The 20,764-nt window shown below is 35.4% G+C and carries 26 protein-coding genes; all 26 read right to left on the bottom strand.

The window, feature by feature from the left end:
• Window positions 1-10: 10 nt before the first annotated feature.
• Window positions 11-649, bottom strand: coding sequence for a hypothetical protein (locus BR43_RS18770; protein WP_034564818.1), 639 nt, complete (start codon window positions 647-649; stop codon window positions 11-13).
• On the bottom strand, window positions 639-1,817 hold the full coding sequence (locus BR43_RS18765; RefSeq protein WP_034564816.1) for a baseplate J/gp47 family protein: 1,179 nt from the start codon (window positions 1,815-1,817) through the stop codon (window positions 639-641). Before BR43_RS18765 ends, BR43_RS18770 begins: the two co-directional genes overlap by 11 nt.
• Window positions 1,810-2,178: a contractile injection system sheath initiator gene (locus tag BR43_RS18760; RefSeq protein ID WP_051934039.1), complete on the bottom strand. Its 369-nt coding sequence runs from the start codon at window positions 2,176-2,178 to the stop codon at window positions 1,810-1,812. Before BR43_RS18760 ends, BR43_RS18765 begins: the two co-directional genes overlap by 8 nt.
• Window positions 2,178-2,393 (bottom strand): hypothetical protein, encoded by a 216-nt coding sequence (locus BR43_RS20260; protein ID WP_169741079.1) that lies wholly within the window; start codon window positions 2,391-2,393, stop codon window positions 2,178-2,180. The genes BR43_RS18760 and BR43_RS20260 overlap by 1 nt, the downstream gene beginning before the upstream one ends.
• Window positions 2,394-2,512: 119 nt before the next feature.
• A complete protein-coding gene (locus BR43_RS18750) occupies window positions 2,513-3,316 on the bottom strand; it encodes a phage protein (RefSeq protein ID WP_034564811.1) in 804 nt (267 codons plus the stop codon).
• Window positions 3,309-3,644 (bottom strand): phage baseplate plug family protein, encoded by a 336-nt coding sequence (locus BR43_RS18745; RefSeq protein ID WP_034564809.1) that lies wholly within the window; start codon window positions 3,642-3,644, stop codon window positions 3,309-3,311. The genes BR43_RS18750 and BR43_RS18745 overlap by 8 nt, the downstream gene beginning before the upstream one ends.
• 27 nt (window positions 3,645-3,671) lie before the next feature.
• Entirely contained in the window at window positions 3,672-4,226 is a 555-nt protein-coding gene (locus BR43_RS18740; protein ID WP_034564807.1) for a LysM peptidoglycan-binding domain-containing protein, read from the bottom strand.
• 1 nt (window position 4,227) lies between these two features.
• Window positions 4,228-8,814 (bottom strand): lytic transglycosylase domain-containing protein, encoded by a 4,587-nt coding sequence (locus tag BR43_RS18735; protein ID WP_034564805.1) that lies wholly within the window; start codon window positions 8,812-8,814, stop codon window positions 4,228-4,230.
• Between the two features lies 1 nt (window position 8,815).
• The gene (locus tag BR43_RS18730) at window positions 8,816-9,007 is read right to left on the bottom strand and encodes a hypothetical protein (RefSeq protein WP_034564802.1); all 192 of its coding nucleotides are present in this window, start codon (window positions 9,005-9,007) and stop codon (window positions 8,816-8,818) included.
• A complete protein-coding gene (locus BR43_RS18725; protein WP_051934038.1) occupies window positions 8,988-9,323 on the bottom strand; it encodes a hypothetical protein in 336 nt (111 codons plus the stop codon). Before BR43_RS18725 ends, BR43_RS18730 begins: the two co-directional genes overlap by 20 nt.
• A 55-nt stretch (window positions 9,324-9,378) precedes the next feature.
• Window positions 9,379-9,777: a phage structural protein gene (locus tag BR43_RS18720; protein ID WP_034564799.1), complete on the bottom strand. Its 399-nt coding sequence runs from the start codon at window positions 9,775-9,777 to the stop codon at window positions 9,379-9,381.
• A gap of 19 nt (window positions 9,778-9,796) precedes the next feature.
• Window positions 9,797-10,822, bottom strand: coding sequence for a DUF3383 family protein (locus BR43_RS18715; protein WP_034564797.1), 1,026 nt, complete (start codon window positions 10,820-10,822; stop codon window positions 9,797-9,799).
• A 14-nt stretch (window positions 10,823-10,836) separates the two neighbouring features.
• Window positions 10,837-11,289: a phage neck terminator protein gene (locus BR43_RS18710; RefSeq protein WP_034564796.1), complete on the bottom strand. Its 453-nt coding sequence runs from the start codon at window positions 11,287-11,289 to the stop codon at window positions 10,837-10,839.
• A complete protein-coding gene (locus tag BR43_RS18705; RefSeq protein WP_034564794.1) occupies window positions 11,273-11,635 on the bottom strand; it encodes a hypothetical protein in 363 nt (120 codons plus the stop codon). Before BR43_RS18705 ends, BR43_RS18710 begins: the two co-directional genes overlap by 17 nt.
• A 3-nt stretch (window positions 11,636-11,638) precedes the next feature.
• Window positions 11,639-12,238 (bottom strand): hypothetical protein, encoded by a 600-nt coding sequence (locus BR43_RS18700; RefSeq protein ID WP_034564792.1) that lies wholly within the window; start codon window positions 12,236-12,238, stop codon window positions 11,639-11,641.
• Complete coding sequence (locus BR43_RS18695) at window positions 12,238-12,576, bottom strand: DUF4054 domain-containing protein (RefSeq protein ID WP_034564790.1); 339 nt, start codon at window positions 12,574-12,576, stop codon at window positions 12,238-12,240. Before BR43_RS18695 ends, BR43_RS18700 begins: the two co-directional genes overlap by 1 nt.
• Window positions 12,577-12,588: 12 nt before the next feature.
• Complete coding sequence (locus tag BR43_RS18690; protein WP_034564787.1) at window positions 12,589-12,963, bottom strand: hypothetical protein; 375 nt, start codon at window positions 12,961-12,963, stop codon at window positions 12,589-12,591.
• Window positions 12,964-12,982: 19 nt separating this feature from the next.
• A complete protein-coding gene (locus tag BR43_RS18685; protein ID WP_034564785.1) occupies window positions 12,983-13,864 on the bottom strand; it encodes a DUF2184 domain-containing protein in 882 nt (293 codons plus the stop codon).
• 17 nt (window positions 13,865-13,881) lie between these two features.
• Entirely contained in the window at window positions 13,882-14,340 is a 459-nt protein-coding gene (locus tag BR43_RS18680) for a structural cement protein Gp24 (RefSeq protein ID WP_034564782.1), read from the bottom strand.
• A 2-nt stretch (window positions 14,341-14,342) separates the two neighbouring features.
• Window positions 14,343-15,449, bottom strand: coding sequence for a DUF2213 domain-containing protein (locus tag BR43_RS18675; protein ID WP_034564779.1), 1,107 nt, complete (start codon window positions 15,447-15,449; stop codon window positions 14,343-14,345).
• A gap of 13 nt (window positions 15,450-15,462) precedes the next feature.
• Window positions 15,463-15,720 (bottom strand): LysM peptidoglycan-binding domain-containing protein, encoded by a 258-nt coding sequence (locus tag BR43_RS18670; RefSeq protein WP_034564776.1) that lies wholly within the window; start codon window positions 15,718-15,720, stop codon window positions 15,463-15,465.
• 58 nt (window positions 15,721-15,778) lie between these two features.
• Complete coding sequence (locus BR43_RS18665) at window positions 15,779-15,958, bottom strand: hypothetical protein (RefSeq protein ID WP_034564774.1); 180 nt, start codon at window positions 15,956-15,958, stop codon at window positions 15,779-15,781.
• Window positions 15,951-17,177, bottom strand: a complete 1,227-nt coding sequence (locus BR43_RS18660; RefSeq protein ID WP_245617888.1) for a minor capsid protein — start codon at window positions 17,175-17,177, stop codon at window positions 15,951-15,953. The genes BR43_RS18665 and BR43_RS18660 overlap by 8 nt, the downstream gene beginning before the upstream one ends.
• A 22-nt stretch (window positions 17,178-17,199) precedes the next feature.
• Window positions 17,200-18,561, bottom strand: a complete 1,362-nt coding sequence (locus BR43_RS18655; protein ID WP_051934037.1) for an anti-CBASS protein Acb1 family protein — start codon at window positions 18,559-18,561, stop codon at window positions 17,200-17,202.
• A 15-nt stretch (window positions 18,562-18,576) separates the two neighbouring features.
• Complete coding sequence (gene terL / locus BR43_RS18650) at window positions 18,577-20,004, bottom strand: phage terminase large subunit (protein ID WP_034565426.1); 1,428 nt, start codon at window positions 20,002-20,004, stop codon at window positions 18,577-18,579.
• Complete coding sequence (locus BR43_RS18645) at window positions 19,988-20,722, bottom strand: terminase small subunit (protein ID WP_034564769.1); 735 nt, start codon at window positions 20,720-20,722, stop codon at window positions 19,988-19,990. Before BR43_RS18645 ends, terL begins: the two co-directional genes overlap by 17 nt.
• Window positions 20,723-20,764 lie beyond the last annotated feature (42 nt).

Below are 20,764 nucleotides of genomic sequence, written 5' to 3'. Positions count from 1 at the left end.
CCTTTCAAATTTAAATCGGTAAGTCTACTCCATCATCTAGATACGTATCGCCGAAAAATCCACCGACTGTTCCTTCATCATTAGCAAATCCTTGTATTTCGCTATAATCATTGTAGTTTTCACTAAATTCAAACGTCCCTTCTAAATTTATTGAAACCACACGAACACCTGCGACAACTGAATGTTCAACAATTTTAGTGAAAGTACCAACATTCATACCTATAGCATTAAGAGCCCCTAACGGTATTCGTTCAATAACGACCGCTAGTGGATCACTATTTAAATTGCTATCTTCGCTTTCGACAGCGGCAATAATGCTAATATCAGTCGCTTTACAGTTAACCGTTGCGCAAATTGCTTGAATAATATCATCAAAAGTACCCGAACTTTGTGCTCGGATAATGCGTGACTTAATCAATAAACGATAAATCTCATCATCTGCTAATCCCCGATATTGTTCTAGATCACTACCAATTTTATCAAGTACTACGCCTTCTGCTTTATTAATTGAGCGCCAACTCTCAATCTGTTCTGCCGTGGAACTCACATCAGTAACTTGTTGATTTAATAGGACGAACAATTTTCCAAAATTAGATTCTTTAGTTTTTGCAAAAGCATCTGGAATCATGCTTAACATCTTATTGAGCATGAACAATCACCTCAATTGCTTCTATAGAAGTAATTAAAATAGCTTTAGATGGTGCTAGAATATCAGAACTTGTTAGATTATTTTGATTCAATCCGATTCTCACAGTTGAATTTAATACACCTGGAATCTCGTATATTTGACGGAATAATTTTGTATAAACTAGTGTTTCTAATAGTCCTAATCCATTATGATATTTTTCATTAGAATCACTTCCACCAATGAATTCAATAATCGAATCTTTCATTTTTTGAATTCCATCTAATGGAAATAGGTTGGATGATTCGATTTCAATTTTCATATAAACTAATTTGGTAGTAGCTTTACTAAAATTAATCTCGTGTTTATTACCATCTAATGCTGTAGCAATATATTTCGTTTCACCAACAGTACCAACACCTGCACCAATAGTATTAAAGATCATTTTTCCAATATCAGAGTCATTACCGCCAACAGCTAAAATGTTTACTGTTTTAGGTGGAATTCCATTTTTTTCAGTCATTGTATTATTAACATTCACTTGAACGCTCACAACACCTGAAACATTACTTACCTTTGAAATAATCGCATCTACAGTGGCATTATTCTGTGCTAAGTTTCCTTTTATTAGACGTTGACGATATGCTAGGTCACTTTCTTCATCAATTCCGCCTGTTGCTTCTTTTAAGTTGTTTACAGATAAAAGTTGCTCAATTGGTTCACTAATAACTGTAATTGAATTTGCTGGCACATTGTTAATTGCTCCTTTACTGAAAGAAATCGCTTCGACGTTTGCAATACCCTTGCTATCTAAAATTGCTGTTTCAATAGTAAAAAAACGAATCCCACTGGCTGTTTCAAAAAAAGAACCGATTTTAAGTTCATAACCCGATGTTCCTGTTATATTCAAAAAAACAGTGCTTTCTTTCTCAGCATTTCTTGGAATATTTCTATTGCCTCCATGACGATCAAGTTGAATCCCTTCACTTGATTTAATAAATCCTGAAAAGTATACCTTTTCAATTATTTGCCAAATAATGGATAAAAAATAAGCATAAATTCTAAGAATAATACCAAGTGGTGTATAACTTCTAGTATTAATATCTTCACCAAATAGGTCTTTAGCCTTGAGTTCCATTTCATCTAGTAGTTCAGAATAAGTTAATATTTTTAAACCTTTCTCGTTAAACATTTAATTGTACCTCCCCTGTCACTGTTGAATCAATTTCATATTCAGTAGAAACTAGTTTAGCTTCAAACGTAATAGACATTAGTCTACCTTGAACTTGTATTCTTAAATCATTAACAACTTCTACTCGGTCATCTTGAGATATACATTCTATTAAATTGTCCCTAGCCTCATCAGCGTTAAACTCTTTACCTAATAAATTTGATCTATCCAACCCAACATGCTCATCTAAATAAAATTCACCCAATCGAATTTTTAATAGCGATTGAATAGATTGACGCACTTCCTCTTCCAGATTAATCAGGGAAAACAAGCCACTGCTAATACTAATATCTCCATCACTGGTTAATAAAATACTCTTCATCACAACACCCCCAAAATAATTGCATCATTATCACTCATTAGAGAATGTGCTGCTGGATCGATAAAATTACTACCATTCATATTTGCTATTGACCGTTGAGCCGCAATATAGACCACTGTAGCCCCAACAGTTGCATCATCAATACAATGCTTCGTAATTGGTACACCATTAATTATTGTTTGTTTTAACAATTTTCCAGATTCAGTTTTCATCATAAAAAGCGGTTGAACATTTGCCTTATTTCCATTTATAGAAACTATCCTACCTAGACTGCATGTGTTGATACTTTGCAAAATATTTCTTTTGTATTCTTCAAAAAACATACTAGCATTACTCACTCAATCACCAACACTTCTGTAGTAAAAGAAGATCCATCGAATCTATGCCTACCTGACTTAGCTCTAAAGGTTCCTTTTACATTTTTAGTATCTAATTCAATGATACTTGCGGTACTTATTTTATGTTGTAATATGCATCGGATGTTGTATCCTTTGTAATCTTCAGTTTCTACTCGTTCAGGCGACCCGATTAAGCCAGTTGCACTACTTAACTTAAAGCGTTCATCATCACCTTTTTTTAAATCACGGATATAAATACGACCTCTTCGGATATACATAGAAGCTTTACAATCAGCAATAATTTCATTAAAAGCATCACTAATAGTTCCACTCACCTTATACCCACTAGTGTAAATTTTATCTTCGGGCAATTCCAATACAGCTGGTGCAGTACCTAGCTCACTACATAAACGATTTAATATTGTTGAAGCTCTAGTATCATTTGAAAAGGTTATATTAGTAGGTTTTGAATTGAAATTAAAGTAATCTACAAGTGTAATAATTGTTTCTTTTGTGGGTCCATTTACTTTTGTTTCAACTTTGGCCACAGCTCCTTCTAACAAAGCGCCCCAATCTTTTGGGGTTCCTGCAAAAACTGACATATTAATGCCTTTTTTTATTTTACTAACGGAAGATTGGCTCAAGTTGAAAATACTGACAGCACATTCATTCGGTGTTGGATCATCATCAAATGGAATATCTACATGAATCTCTAGATTGTCTAGTCTATAAATCACAAAATTACCTGCTCCAACATCTTGAAAATGCACATCTAATAGTTTTTTTTCTAAATCAACCATCCTCTTCACCCCCATCATCGATATAAAGAAACACTGTTTTACCAAGATTTGATTTACTAACTCGTGTTTCAATGCCTGCAATATTTGAAGGGATGATAGTTGGAGCTGGCAAACGCTTATCAACTAAATTTTCAAATAAGGGCTGATTTAAAATAAGTTTTTCTGCTAAAATAATTGGGGTTTTATCTAATTCGTATAGATCAATACTAAAGTAGTCATATTTATCGTTATAGTTTATTCCCATTAAATAAATAGTATTGCCTAACTTAACTTCAAAAATAACTGGAATCTCTTCCACACTGAAATTAATCATTGAGTTATATTTCATTAGTTGATCTCCTTTCTAAATCTCTTTTTACTGATATCTAATTTTCACTCCTATAGGAATTACGCGAGCTGGCCAAGGATTTTCAGGATAATTCATAATAGTATTAAGGTTTTTTCCATACTTTTGGGAAACTCCCCAATACGTGTCACCTGCTCTTACAAGATGAAAAAGTTTACTACTTGTTGAAATCACAGGTTTATTACCCGAATTTGAAGGTTGCGTTACTTTTTTTATCCATGGACTTTTAGGAACTCTAATTTTTTTAAGACTAACTGTAATGCCTAAGCCATTCCTAACTTCTTTTGCATAACTAACTGAAATATCTGTGATAAGAACATCGCTGGCAATCATTCGTCCAACGTATTTACAAATTGTTCCTTTTCCCATTTTGGATTTTAGGTTATTTAAATCTCCTTCAGCATTATTAGAAATAATAAAACCAGAGATTGAAAAGGTCTCTGGCACTCTGATTACCGCATCCGATATAGGCATACCCTCTTCAACTGGATACTCAGTCACATTAACTGAGTATGTTGCTGAATCCGTTTCATTTACAATATAGATTCCATCTAACTTAGCCATTTTAATATGCCACCCCTGTTCCGAATTGACGTCTAAATGTTTCAAAAGCTTTATCTAAAGCTTCATCTACAGCTTTTTTGATCTGAGATTCACTGACTCCACTTGAATTGTTGCCTAATGAAATATTGATTACTGGACTAAAGTTAATCGTCTGGCCTTTGTTGTTACCTTTTGGATTATTCAATAATTCTTTAGTTCTACTATTTGAATGAATAGTGCCAGGTGAATCCATTTCGACAACCTCTGGACCATCCTCACCAACCAAGATAGATTTATTAATCGGTGGGCGTCCACCATTTTTATAACCGTGTCCACGACCAATGACACCTAGCATTGTAGAAGCACCATAGCGATTTTTAGCATAGTTCATTGCAGCAAGCATATTATCGTAACCGTTGAAAATATCGTCATAACCAGCATGTTTATAAGCGCCAAAGGTTGCAGAAATTGTTTGTAATAAGCCCTTAGCCAAATCACCACTTAAAGTGTTTACATCTGTATAACCACCTTGAACCGCCTTTTCATTACCACCACTTTCTGATTGAATCTGCCGTAACCACGCGCTAATATAAGCTTCGTTAGCAGGCAATCCATTTGCCACTAGTGATTTAGTAACAAGAGGTCTCCAATGTTCAGCACCTTCACCTGGCGGGCTAATACTAAAGCTACTTAATTTGTCTTGTATCCAAGTTTTAGCACCTTCACCGATTTTGGAAACTACACCATAACCTAAACCATCAATAGTCTTACCTTCTTTAAAACTATTATTCTTAGTAATTAATTCAGTTACTTTTCCAATTGGATCAGCTAACCAATCATAGGCAGTTTTTGCAGCTCCTGAAATAGCTCCACCAATATTTTGTGCCGTATCAACAACTTTATCCTTTGCATTTCCTAAAAATTCACCAATACCAGAGTTTCCTTTATCAAAACCTGGTAATACAGATCCTTTTCCTAAACCACCACTTACAACTTTTTTAGAATCATTATGATTTAAAATTTTTGTATTAGCTGAAATATTGGCTATTTCTGGACCGTTAGCGCCTAAAATACGGGCCGTTGAAGTTGATTTATCATAAGCTAATTCAAACCCCTCTTCACCTACTAATGAACTCCCGCCATTAAAATTCTGATGTCCTTGATAATTCATAGCCATATTTCCTGATATTGGTTGGCCATAGGTTGAAATTGTAGTATTATTTAAATAACCTTTCGGAGTCCATGTGGGTATTTCAGGAATTCCTAAAAATTTCAATACATCATTTATTCCACCTGTAATTCCATTTACAACAAGTGCTAAATTAGCAACAAACCTATCCCATTTTGATAATGATTCTCCGGTTTCCCAATCTACTTGTGCTATATGACCTTCAGCTTGTTTTTTAGCTTCATTTACAACCCCTTCATGAGTTTCTGTTGCTTGTGTAATAGAATCCTCTTTTTGTTTTGTTGCCAATTCAATTGCTTGGTCATATTTCTCTTGATTTATTGTGCCTGAAACATACAACTCTTCGTCTAACAGTGCCTTAGCTTTATCAAATTTTTCATTTGCTGCATTAATTGAACCATCTTTTGCATTAAGAGACTGTTGTACAATATCCGCTGCTTGTTTCGCACTTATTGTGCCCGCTTCATTTTGTAAATTACCTAAAATTATTTTTTGTTCTTTTGCAGATTCAGATAAGGCTCCAATGGCCTGCTCTTTTTGTTTCTGCTGATTATTAGTTATATCCGTTTCATACTTTCTCCCAATTTCTTTTCTTTCTTCCGCAGCCTGCTTTTCAAGTGAAGTTATCTCGTCAAGTTGACTACTGGTTAATTCTTTTCCCTCTTCTTTAGCTTTTTTCTTAATTTGATTTATCTGATCTTCAAACTTTTTTGTCACTTCCATTTGTTCATTAAAGCTTAAATCTTCTAACCTCTTTAACTCGTTATTAGTTTGCTCGACTTCTCTTATTTTTGTTTCAGCTGTTTTTTTAGCAGACTCATTTGCACTTTTAGATGTTTCACCATCAAGATATCCCATATCAGATAATTGGCTTATATTTGATAGAGATTTATCTTTTTTATCATTTATTTTCCCAGAAATTTGTTTCTTTTGTTCATCACGAACAGTAACAGATTTTTTATAGTCTTCTTCAGATTGAGCAGTACCACTTACATTCTCAAAAGCACGTTTGGCTGATAGCTCTTCATCTTGCTTTAGATATTCTGTTACAGATTTAGCTGTTTTTTTGCTAACACCTTGCGTTTCTATTTCAATCTCTAAAGGATCCTTGAACATTTTTCCAATCCCAGTTGCAGTAGATTGTGCTACCTTTTCAACGCCTTTAAAGTACCAACCAACCATCTCATTATCTTTTGCTGAATCCCATAAATTACTAGTAAACTTAGTAATTGATTTCCAATTTTTTTGTATATATTTGCCAAATTTCTTACCAAATTCCGAACCAGCAAAAGAACCGATAGCCCCACCGATTACGGTACCTATCCCTGGAGCAATTGCAGTTCCTATCGCAGCTCCTACACCCGCCCCAGCGAGCATTCCGCCAGAACCGCCAACTTTTTCACCTACATTTTTTTTGTTCGTGCCAATTAAATTTACTGCAGCACCTAAGTAGGCAAAACCAGGAATAGCTTTTCCAATACCTTTTAAAGCGCCCATCCCTTTGGCAATAACTCCAGTATTAGCCGCAACGGCTGACACTGTCGTAGGAGCGGAAGCGGCGGCTCCACTCGAACCACCACGGATGAACCAATTCTTTAATTTACTAAATTTAGAAACCGTTACCGGAGCTGTTGCCGTACCTGCAATTGAGCTTGTCGCTGAAGCTCCAGAGCTAGATTGCCCAATAACATTCATGGATGCTGATGTTTCAAGTGCAGCTTGTATACTTGCAGGCCCAATTCTTTTCAACATAGCGATTAAACCTAGAACTTTAGTAGTTGCATTGTAAATCGGCTTACTTACTATACTAAATCCAAATAAACCAGCAATTCCAATAGCTGCCCATTTCCCAATACTTTTCATTCTATCAGGATGTTTATCTGTAAAATCTTTAACAAAGGAAACCGCTGGTTTAATTACATTCTCCATAGCTCCAGAAATAACATCTCCAGTCGCTTTTAAACCTTCAACAATACCCGGTCCAATTGCTTCACCAACAGCAACCGCAGTCGGAATGAATTCATCAACAAAATAATCTTTTGCGATACCAAAGTATTTACTGGCAGTTTCCATTGCTGGTTTTGACGCATCTCCAATTTTCTTAAATAATCCTGGAATAAAATCAGCATTTTTAACAAAGTCCGAAGCTTTCACAATTAACGGTGTAAAAATAGGTAATAGATTTTGACCTGCATCACTTGCTAATTCTTTAACGGATTCAGTGAATACACGAGTAGCATTGGCTGCTTGATCACTTGTGTTTGCAAAATCACCTTGTGCATTTTTAGTTTTATCCAATACATAGTTGTAGCGTAAACGCACCTGTTCTTCTTGTGATAGTTTAGATAATGAAACATCAGCTGTTTCATTTGCCGCCTTTTCAACTTCTTGCAATTTTAATTGCGCATCCCTTGCTTCAAGAGAATTAGCTCCATGTTTATTGATAGCGGTATTAAGTGTTTTTTGTGCTTTTTCTCGTGCAATCGAACTTTTTTCAACTGCTAAATTATCTTGCTCATTTTGTATTGCTCCGCTACTCACAGCAAATTGTTGTAAATTCGTCTGTGTCATTACAATTCCTAGTGATTTTAAAGCCTCTGTTTCGCCTGTAAATACACCATTTAGTGCTGTGTAAGCTCTATTAATATCAATATTTTTAAATGAAGCTAAATCTCCAGCTAAATCAACCATACCTGTTGACATTTTAGCAGCTTCACTAGTATTAAATCCCATTGATGTCGACATATCTCCAAAAGTTGCTGCTAAATCCAATGCAGTACCCTTTGCTAACCCAATTTTATCTAGCGTAGTTTCAGACCATTTTTTCACCACATTAGCATTGTCATCGAAAGCAACTTCTACCTTATTCAATGATTCGTTTGTATTGGATGCTGCATTAAATGCAAAAGTTCCAACAGCTAATAAACCCGCTCCTGCCACTGCTGCACCAAGCGCAACCATTTTAAATCCATTTTGAATTTTAGAGTTAACGTTATCTAAAGAATCACCAATAGCAACTAGTTTACTTTTAGCTGTTTCTGCGCCTTGGCCAATTTGCGCTAATGCTGTTCTACCAATATTTCCAAATGAGCGGATATTTCGAGTACTCTCCTGTACCTCCCTGTCCTGACTATTTAACTCACGAGCAGTATCTCTAATTGAGTCTCTTGCTCCATTGTATGTAGAACGCGTACGACTACCTAATTCAACAACATTAGTCGTTGTCGCACGTGTCGTATCATTCATCGTTCTTAATGAAGAAGTAGTTGAGTCAATGCTAGAGTCAGTCAATCTATACGATTGTTCAGCTCTGCCGGCTTGTTGAATTAATCTTTCGGTTTCTGTATTTGCTTGACGTAAACCATCATTATTAATCTTCCAATCTATTTCAATAACTGTTTTTCTTAGTGCTCCAGACATCTCACAAACCACCTCTCATAAGTTTTATTTTTTCTATCGAAACTTGGTTCCATGTTGCTAATTCATTAGCAGTAGCAACTGCTATTTCTTCTTTTGTTGCAATTCCTGCAATCACTGGAAGCCAATAACCATAATCTTTATTGACTTCCCTTTCAATTAATCGATTATCTGGACTAGTTGAACATTCTTCCAAGAAAGTTGTCAGCTAATGCCATAACCTCCCGATATCCACTATTTTCATCCCAATAATCCCAATTAGTTTTAGGCTCAACAATTACTGTTTCCATTAATTGATGATTATATGCCTCATCACTAATAACCCCATTAAGCATTTTTGATGAATCTAAAATTTGTTGAGCTTTGCGGATGCCTGGAAACTGAAATGTATACTCAATACCTTCAATCTCTATCGTTTCTTGTTTGCCAAACTTTTTTAAAGGTCTTTTCTCAACTTCTGAAATTGCATTTTTAGCTTCCACTGCTTTAATTGTTTCGTCTTTTTTTGTCATTATGAATTCCTCCTAATTTTTAATAAAAATAAAAAAGCACTCAATCAAGAGTGCTTCAATCAACTGTATGTTTGTAATCTAATACTTTAAAACTAAATGATCGAGTGCCTACAGACTTGCCAAATCCTGCATCTGGTAATTTTTCAACAATCGCTTTAGAACCACCGATTACTTCAGTTCCATTCACAACGCGAACTGGAACAATTTTCTTTTCATTCGCAATCTTCATCATCTTTGGATAACAAGGTGACGTTTGAGCTAAATCAACTTTGATTGTACCTAAATTATCATTGTTAATAGCAGCTGACGCTTGTCCTTGTGCATCTGTTTTAATCTCAGCATTATTGGCATCTTTAGAACATGAAACCATGTCTCCATCGCCAAATCCAAACAAGTTAATACTATCTACGATTACAGATACCGCACGGGCATCATAAGTTAACATTTCATCCATCTTTTAAATTCCTCCTTTTTTAGACCTCAATCGTTCCACGAACATCAACAGAATGGATTGCTCCAGAACGTTTGTAGGTGAATGAAAGTCCCTTGTAATTTCTAGCTGCGATATCTCCAGCATCTAAATCCGTACGTTGTAATGCCGTAATAGAATAGTTGCCGTTGCCAGTTTCGTCAACAACATCAATAATTCCATTTGTAAATGCTTCTTCAAATACAGTCGTTAATTCATTACGAAGTAAAGCAATCCCGTTACTATCAAATGTGATTTTATCAGTACTAGATAGTAAATGTTGTAAACGTGATTCAATATTTGATTTAATCCAATGATCCCCGTGTAATGCATCTATAAACTCACCAGAAATTGTTTTACCTTCTGATGTTTGTGAAATCCCTGCCTTTTCAACATAAACTAAACCACCAACACTATGAATTTCTTCAAGTCCAGAAACTGTAATTTTTTGAGCTGTAATTCCGATTAAGTTTGGTCGTCCTTTCCAAGTAACGGAACCTACAGTTAAGTTCGCTGTGTTGCCAATTAACGCCGCATCTAGTTGCTCCTCTACTAACGTATGAACTAAACCAATCGTTAATGAATTCTTGGCGAATGGGGTTAAATCACTTGATTTTATCACTTGTAACACTAAAAATTTAAACTTTTTTTCTTCAATAAAATTACTTAATGCTAATGCAACTGCTGAATCAAATTCACTTAACACTGCAAAATGCCAATTTTCAAAGAAAAAGTCTCCAGCTGCTTTAACAATATTATTTGAACCTTTAGGCTCTACTCCTTCTACACTGGCTTTATAAGTGATAACTGCAACTGTTTTAGGCATATTTACTTGTGCCCACACCGCTTTGGCTTTTTTATAAACAGCTGTATCTTCACCAAAGTCTTTCTTCAAACTATCTAAACTAGTGTATTCCTTATAACTTTGATCCACTCCTGTGGTAAAAATAGCTGGAATACCTAAACCGATTTTTGGCTGTGGTTGTTGAACGTTAATAGATACTGTTACATCTGTAATTGCTTCTACCATTATTTTATTCCCTCCTATAATTCTATATTTTCTATTTCTAATACATCGTCTTGATACTGATCTGTTACTCTAAATCTTAAATCACATCCAGCCAATCGTTCGTACTCAATACTTAAAAAATTATCTCGCTGACCGCTACTAGATGCCCCAACAAAAACAATTTTCTTTTGCTCGAGTAATCTTTGCACCTCAAATGTTTTAAAATACTTGTTTGTTTTCCCGGCAAACATTAATGCCTCTAAACCAGATAAACAATGCCATGTCAACGATACAACGCACTCGAATTGCTCCCCAGTGACGATATCACTCGTGATAGGAATATAAGGAGAGATTATTGTATAAGCACAATATGGATAATCAGGAATGTTTCCAATTGTATTGCTTTCGATTAGTTCCTTACCTGAAAACGAATGGACTGATTCAATTAAAAAATTGACTAGCTCTTTATAATCATAGGTATTTTCCAATTTTATCCACCGCCTTCAAGTAATAAATGTTCACATCTGCATAATGTTCTAAAAATGGATCAACACTAACAACTTTATACTGGTTAGGACCATCAATTACAATTGAACTAAGAGGAATTGCTTCAGCAATAAAAAGCTGACGATCGTTCTCAGTCAATGTACCACCGCTTCTAAAAATAGAGCTATCTTTTATAGGAAGAATTGCTCCATTTTTATCAACTGGCGGTTTATCATCACGAACCCATTCACCAAATTCATAATGACCACTTTTTTCGTCTGTTGGCACTATAAGTTGAAATGGAACCGAGTAATTTTCAACAATTGAAGCAAATAGCATTCTTTTCATTGATTAAACCACCTTCCAAGTAACCGACTGCCTTAATCTTCCAGTATTAATTAAAGGGTTATTAGTCCCTTTAGAAGCTACCGTTGTAGGTGAATTAGATGGACTAGAAATGCTTTTTATTTTCTTTTGAACATCACTAGCTGCCTTTGCTCCAAGTCGTTCGTATATTGAATCAGCTGAGCTAGCGCTTTTTATCAAGTCATCTATTTGTTTTGAAAAGAACTTTTGCCACTCTTCTTCTTTTTCATCAAATGTTGATCTTAAAAATGAACGTTCTGGAATTGTTACGGACTTGACTAGCATATAGCAGAATTCAACTTTATCTTTGCCAACATTTCTACATAAAAATGCATGACCTTCTTTAGTTTTCATGAAAAATAAGTCGAAACTTCTTGGGCTCGCTTTGGCGTATTTCTTTTTAAGCGGAATAACCATGAATTTTTTTTTAGCATGTATAGTCATTCCGAATTCGTTGACACCTGCAATCATAGCCATAAAAGAATCATCTTCGCCAAACACACCAATTTGAAGGCTTTGGTTGTTTAGCTTTTCTAATTCTTTTTGCACATGCTCCATACCTGAAAAATCATTTGTGACTTTCATTAGACCACCACCAAGCTTATTCCAGACCGCACATATTCTTTTTTTAAGCGTAAAAATTCTTGACCATATGCTGTTAATTCAAGGCCTTTTAAACTAGAATCCTTGCTACTATATTCTCGTTTTAATGAACCTACAGCTTCAGAAGTGACATTTTTATCACTCATTATTGCCAAATGTGCTGCTAAATAGCGATTTGCTTTTTCCTCAATATTTGATGGGAAATTTTGCTCTTGAACATCTAAAAATGCATCTTCAATAAAAAGACTTATTGCACTATCACTTAATGATACTATTTCTTTGGCCGTTAGTTTTACTTTATCAACTGTAGTTTTAGACATATTAAAAACCTCCTAATCTTCCGTTTTAACAACAGAGTCTTCAGGAGGGTTTTTAATTGATTCGATTTGATTTTCAATCGCACTGATTAAAGATGTACGAGCCTTATTTCCTTTGCCTTTTTCATCCTCAGCAAATTTACTTAACAAAGCTAGATCAAACGTATCACTGATTAGTTCTAAGGCTTCCTCTTTATTTAAATCAATAAAACTTGAAGCGTCAAGCCCTCCTACAACAAATATTTCTTTATCTAATAAGACAGCATTTAACGGCTGTTTCATTTCTTTTGAGAATTCTTTTTCCTGTTCTTTGTTCAATTCGTTTCCTCCTGGAATAATCATAATACTTCCAAAATGACGAATATATTTTCCTTTATTTTTTACTAACATATGTTTTCCCTCCTTGTTTTTAAATTCCGTCTGCTCGAACAATTGCATAAGGTGTACGGATTAACGCACCACCGCAACGCTCTTCAAATGGTACTTTCCAGTTTGGATAAGCCCATTCTTGTTCAAAACGTACAACATCCATTGGCAATAAAATTTCACAAGTTGAAGAACGAGTATCCATAATAATAAAGCAGTCCGTTTTATTTGTACCTGCTTTATCTAAATCAGAAACAGGAATAATTGACTCAAACCATTGGTTCTCTTCAATAACTTTTAAGATTGTACGTGAATCAAAATCGCTATAACGACGATTTAGTTCTTCGTATTGAGTTGAAGAGACTAGCATTTTAAGCGATGCTGTACGATACCCTGGAATAACGGTAATTTTTGCCCGAGTAGTTCGTACTTGTTCCACAATTTCATCACTTGTTGCTGTTTTCCATGTTTTTGAAACGTTAACAACTTGAATACCGTCAGCATTAGTGATCCCTTTAACATTAACTTTTGGATCACCTGTGAAAATAATACTATTTTCTTTTTCGGCAATAGCACGTCGAGCTGTTTCTGTTTTAGTTGCATCTACAGATTGACCTACTAATTGCGCTTGACGTAATTCTTGAACGCTAATTCTAATCCCTGCTGCAATTGTATAAATAGGTTGTTGAAATCTTTGTAAATCTGTATCTACTAGCGGAAGATCATCTGCTCCGTTAGCAATGATTTTAGCTGCTCCACTACGGGTCATTACGTTATAACCATATGTTTCTGCCCCTGGATGGATATCTGTTTTAATGTTAAAAATTAATCGTGCGACAAGCTCCTCTTTCGGTGCCTCATAAAGCACTTTATCAATTGCTTGTAAATCACGTGCTTCTAATGTTGCTGTTGGTTGATTTGACATTTATTTATTCCTCCTTTTTAAGGTAAGTTAATTTGTAAAATTGCTAAGCTGCCTGCTTGTGCACTTGTTTGAAAAATACCAATCGGCTTATCTGTTGAGTCTTCTGCTGTAGAAACACTACCAAAGTTACCAGTTGCTTTAACACTAGCATACTCGCCTTCTTTAACATCTTCGTCAACTTGAACCCAGATAGATCCTTTTCGTAAAACAGCTACCATTTCACCTTGACGATATTCTCCTATTTTTTTATCATCATTGAAGTTGATTTCGTCAACATAATTCTTAGCAAGCGCAACACCAAAGAAATTACCAGTAGTATAAGGTGCTGCGATGCTTTCAGTAACTTGCACTGCTTGTCCGAATTTAATGCTATTCGTACCAACCGCTTTGGAATCAGCTTGTGTATTTTGATAGTTAGCTAATTTGCCAATACCTAACTCTGGAGCCATATACTTTTGTGGGTATGGAATTGTCATGATTATTTTTCTCCCTTCTTATTCATATTTAAGCGATTTTGTTTCTTCTGATTAATTTCTTCATCTGCAGCCTTTTCTTTATCTTTAGCATCAGAGAAATTAACTCCGTGAGTGAATCCTTTATCAGCAACTAGTTCAGTCATTGAGTCAAAGAATGCATCAATATAATCATCTGATTTCCCATCAGCCTTAAAATCTTTTTTTGTTTCTAAGATAGCTGCTTCTTTAACCGTACGATCTGATTTACCATTAAATTCAAAAGAATCACCAAGAATAGGTTTAGCTTTTTCAACTAATTCAATCCGTGCTTGAACACGTGTATCCATCTCGTCTTCGTTTACTTGATTTTTCTTAAGCTCAGTAATCTCAGCTTCTTTAGCATCTAATTTTTCTTTTAATGCATCACGTTCCCCCTGCAATGCATCTAATCCTTTTGCTTTAGTTTCAGCAGCATCTGCCTGTGCAGTTAAAGCGTCAAATTTTGATTTAACAGCTGTGTCTACTTCAAACTCGGAACCATCAATAATAATTTGTGGCATTTTATTCCCTCCATTTTGCTTATTTTTTTTTGAGTCCATGACAAAATCGACAGAATCATTGAGGATTGCAACCTCTGGACCCGCCCGACCTTTATCAACTATTGCTAGATGATTAACTTGCATATTTCTTTGAACAGAATCATAGTTCATACCGCTATAATTCCCTTTTTCGTCTTTGACATCAGCACTAAAACCAATTGACAATTCACGTTTCCCAGCCTTAATTTTTTGAATTGTAGCAGAATCTGTGACAGTAAATGACACGACTAAAGTATTATTTTCAACCCTTGCATCAGTATGAGTCATACCTTTTGAGTATTTTGTAAAATTCTTCGCAGTAACTGCCTCATGTGGATGGTCATCTGTAACTGGTTTAGCATTTGCAGATTTGATTGTTTTATCAGAAAACAACTCTTCTGGTAGCTTCGCCTGCATTTCTACAGCTCCATCTTTTGTTAAATAAGGAAACACGCCCGGTCTAGTGATTGGTGCTTTGACAGTAAGATAGCCCTCATCAGTTTCGCTAAAATCTTCAATTAGTGCTTTGTCATAGAGGTTAACACGTCCCATCAGATTTAGCCCCCTATCCCATTAATTTTAATTGTTGCCCAACATAAACATTTGGATTTGTGTCATTGAAATTCAATTCCTTTAACAATCCTACAGTTATGCGATGCTTTGTAGCAATCGAATAAAGCGTTTCTCCATCATCTACAATGTGAATTGCCGGCTTAGTCTCCATAAATTCAGTTGGTGGAGTCTTTACAGCTTTAACTGGCTTAACCTCCACTGTACTTGCTGATTCGGTTTCTTGAACCGCTTCTTTTTTCTGTTTTCCCATACCCTCACCACCTTTCAAATTTAAGGCACAAAAATAGACCTAGCTAATTTAGCAGGTCCTAATCATTTTTTTCAAGAGTCTTGGCAAGATCATTAACGCCATCCATAAACTCTTTTTCTTTACGGTCACGCTCTTTCTGTTCTTCTTTAGAAAGTTGTTCAGGAACAAAACCGACATGTTCACTTATCGGGTTATCTTTCCATCTTGGATGCTCATAAGGTTTGTATTTTTTAGTCATGGAATTCCTCCAATTCAATTACCAAGACACCTGTTTCAAGTCGGTATCTTTCTATAACTATAAAGGTAGCTCCTCTTTCATACAAGACTTCAAGCTCATTTTCATTTATTTGACTAATATTTCTACCCTTTTTGGCATTTCTAATGATTAGGAGCAACTGATTACCTGGATCATAAACATCGATTGAAGTTGACATGTATTCTTTAAATCTTCTAGTCTCTCCAATTCTTAACGGAGTAACAAAATTTATTAAATCTTCTTTCGACCTAAAGGTATACGATCGATTTAAATCACCTTCAAACTTATCCATCTTGCTAAGAGCACTATCTAATTCTTTAAGAAGTTTCGAGTCCTTCTCATCTAAATCATAATCATTTCTAAGCTTATCATTTATACGATAGGCTTCCGAACTAATATAAGTGTTAATTGCATACTCTTCATTTTCAGTTAGCTCATTTAATGCCTGTTCTGCTTCAATTTGAACTAGCTCGTCATCAAAAACCGGTTCTTCTACACATCTGCAGTTATATTCTTCACCGGGTAATAATGGATTTTCAGCATAATAATAAATTTTACCATCACGTTCACGATGTGAATCTCTTACTTTTGAATCTCCACTATCGCTCCACCTAAAAGCCTTAATTCCAGCTTCTTGATGTCGTTTGGCTGTCATTTGACCCAACATTGAACCTGTTTGATCTCGCGCTATAAAATCAGCTTTTTTCCTGGCCATTCCAGTTTGTTTAATCAGCTCTTCGCGCATCTCTGCGGAAGATTGACCATTTGTCACTCCTCGATAGATGATTTGTTCTATTTTAGATGAATAATCATCTCGAATATTTGTAATATAGCTAACATTTTCAGCTATTTTACTTGCAAGATAACTTTTTAACCAAGGTTCTGAATTTATTGGATTAATACCTTTTGAAGTAAACTGTGCGTTCATGTTTGATTTACTAACACTACTTAAAGAATTAGCAAACTTAGTTGCAGCCTTTGTTGAATTTCTGCTGGAAAGTGCTCCAAGAAATAAACCTTTTATCTTTACTATTGCATTTTTAATGAAATCTAAAATAGAATCATTTAGCGAGTCATCACTAATTAAACGCTCTTTGTCAATCTCAGGTGCAACTATTTTATCAAACTCATATAAAACAAGAGAATCAAGCTCATTTACTAGTTGATTTATATTTTTAGCATAACTTTTTTCGATGTTCAACGGGTATCTAGTACGAGGTATCCTAGCCATCTGCTCGGTTTTCCTTGTATTTTTTATAAACAGCTTCGGCTAACTTATCAATATCAGCTGCTGAATCTGCATTGAACTTGCTAGTTTCTGTAACACCAAAACGACCAAACCTTGCTTCTTGAACATCTGAAGGATCCAGCACACCGCTCTCAATATAAATTTTATCTGATTCAGCTGTAAGTTTACGAATCTCAGCATCTGTTTTACTATCAACACTCCAAAGTGGATTAAATTCAATAGACCATTCGATTGAATCGGGGTCTATTCGACCACCGCACTCATCTTCACACCACATCAATAATCTTACAAGGTATTCTAGCTGTGGCCGCATTGAGTTCTCTTGCATTGAAGCTATACGTGAATAATAGTTCATTACATCATATTGAGCGCCTGTTAAAGTTCCTGCTTCTTGGCCTTTTAATACTGTTTTAGGCATCCTAGCAGCACCTGCCAGATAATCCCATGTAAAGTCGAGCAATTGGTTAATACCTGAGACATTAGTTGATTCTTTACCAAGTTCTTCATCATTTGCGATAACTGCTAAAGCTTCAGTTCTAAACTTATAATCCATAAGCATTCCTAACTCAGCTTTATCAGCTTTACTTAAGTCACCGACATCTTTAGATTTAAATACTTTAAAGACAAAGTCATACATGATTTGACCAACCGACCACAAACTAGTATCCATTACTGTGAGAATATCATAAAGTCCTTCTAAGAGTGAAGTCCCTTCTATTTCGTCCTCAAACCTTGTAGATTGTTGATGGATTAAGCGTGAATGATGGACAGAAACTTGTGTTTGACCAGCTATTTCAGCACCAGTTTTAGAACGATTGTTAATATCAAAGAATTCCGATTTACCATAATGAGGACTAAAAACATCTTCATCAATCACTCTGTTGGTTATTTTTTTGCTAGAAAAAGCGTTCAGATACGTAATTTTCTTTAAATCATCTAATTTAACTTCATCACTTAATTCAAATTTGCTATTTTGCACCAATCCAAGACTAATAAATCCATCTCCATACAAACGATCATATATATTTAACTGTTTAAACATATCTTTAGCTTTTAATTGCCTAAGTCGTGATTCATAAAGAGCTTTTAATTTATCATCTTTCATTTTCAACGTCCATCCAGAACGGGTTGCATCCTCTGCTGGGATATCAATAATATTAGCAGCCATAGAGTTTGAACTATAAAGGTCTTCTAAATCAGAAGGTGCTAATTGTCGTCTTTGTCCTGGCACTTGCCTAGTTAAATTGTCTTTAGCATATCCTTTACCATTTCCAACCATAAAATCATTGATAATACTGCCTTTTTTGTCAGTAAGTAATATTTTTGCTGATCCCACTTAATCACTCCCTTCTTAACCATTCCTGTATCTTTCTAGCAAACTTCTGCCACTACTAGTAATTTTAATTAATGCTTGCGTCATAGCATCCACTTCATCGTCATGTGCGCCATTTGGAAATGCTTCAAGTTCATCAAGTAATTCATTTACCCAAGGTGCATAGTCGGGATGTGGTAAATAAACATTTCCACTTTCCCATACTGGTGCGACAGCGTTTGCTCTCACTTCTTTACCGCCTTCCGGATTAACAGGAATGATTCCAGATATTTCATTTTCTAATACTGAAATAACAGCTGAACCATTGGCTTTATCCTCAACATATTTAGCTCTAGCATTGGGCCAGTTCTCAGACATTTCACGTATAGCTTTTAAAGTAGCAGTGAAATTCAACTTTTCTTTTCTCCTTGCTAATAAGAAATAATCAGCTTTTTTCTTAGCCCATACTTGACCTGCAACGAAATCACTGGTCTCGGCATCCTTAAAAGTGCAATCCCAAGACTGGACTTGTTTATCAAATAAACGAGGAAGAATGATCGTTTCATCCGATAAATTCAATCGGTCTTTTACTTCTCGACTTGGCACATAATACTTAACCCATTTACGTTTAAATATGCTTCCTCCAGCAGGAGTTGGGCGTTGTTGATACAAGGAAGACCACGTTCTTGATCCTACTTCTTTTTGCTTCTGTTTCGCCCATTTCTCGTCATAACCAAGTTCAGGACAAAGAACTTCACCGATTTTTCGGTGAAGTAAATCTGTTTCATCTTCTGCAACTGCAGGTAGTCTCAAACGAATCCAAGGACGAGCGCTTTGTTTTAATAAACGACCAATAATATCATCTTCGTGCCAGCGAGTCATTACAACGATAACAGAAGCTCCACCATGTAAACGTGTTGACAGTGTAGACTCCCATTCATCCCAAATTTTCTCTCTAATTGTTTCAGATGATGCATCTTGTTGGTTCTTAATTGGATCATCAATAATCATTAAATCTGCACCATGACCAGTAATAGAGCCACCTACACCAGTTGAAAGCATTCCACCTGAATGACCTTCAATACCCCAGTCTTTAACGGCAGCATTAGTTTTAGATAACTCTAAATTATTTAGTGGTCCAGCAAATTCTTTAAACTTATCTTTATTCTTTCTACCAAACTTTTTAGCTAAACTATCTGAATAAGAAGCAGTAATAACTCGCTTCTCAGGATTCTTACCTAAATAAAAAGAAGGAAACGACTCTGTCACTGTCATTGACTTTCCATGCCGAGGTGGCATTTCAATCATAAGTGCGAGCTGTTCCCCATCTGCAATGCGTTGCAAGTATTTACATACAAGTTTCGTGTGTCTAAAATGTTCGTATTGTCCGTTGTGTGCAAATTTGACATAGTGGTCAAAATAGTTTTGATTTAGCACGCTTTCCGCTTGCTTAGCTAGTGTTTCCATCTCTAAATTGCTTAGCAATGACTTCTAGCTCCTTTTTCGTTAATTTAGTTAGTTCTGGATTAACAGGTATGCCTAAATGACCACTATGTTCTACCTTGTCAGGCGGTTTAAATCCACCTCTATCAAGTATATCTTGAAGTACGTCAGCTTTAAGAGAGAGCATTTTCTCCCACTGAGCCGGCTTCAAAATATTGCTATGTTCTATTTCAACCAGCGTTCGTTTTTCACGTAAATCTAAGCCCATTTGAAATGATTCATCTTGCTTTTCTTCCATTTCAATAAGCAAAATCTTTTTCTCTTCTTTACTATCTTTCTTACGACCATCAATCGCTTTTAGTTTACGAGCTAGCTTTTCTATTTGCCTATTTAAAATGCTAAACGAATTATTATCTTTAATAAGCTCATTCTCATATTTATTGATCTTCAGCTCCGCCTCGTCGTGCCTACGGAGTTTTAAATCTAAATCTGATAGAATATTCAATAGGTCAGCAAAAGCCCTGTTACCCTCGTCAGCAAAGCGTTGGCGCAACCTTCCAAGTTCAACGTTGATTTTTTCTTTAATGTAGGGATAAGTAAGCATATTGCTTCCCTGATTTTTAGCATTACTTGCCTTATAACCAGCTTCAACGGCTGCCTTAGTGGCATTGAAACAACGAATATAAGCAGCAACAAATAGATCATACTTTTGTCTTGTAGCTTCTGACAACTCCTTTGCCATAAACACCACCCCCTTAAAATTTATGTATTTAGAGCAAAATAA

This window comes from Carnobacterium gallinarum DSM 4847, assembly GCF_000744375.1.
Taxonomy (GTDB): domain Bacteria; phylum Bacillota; class Bacilli; order Lactobacillales; family Carnobacteriaceae; genus Carnobacterium; species Carnobacterium gallinarum.
The sequence above is the reverse complement of the archived record's forward strand: the minus strand, read 5'-3'. Positions and strand labels throughout refer to the sequence as shown.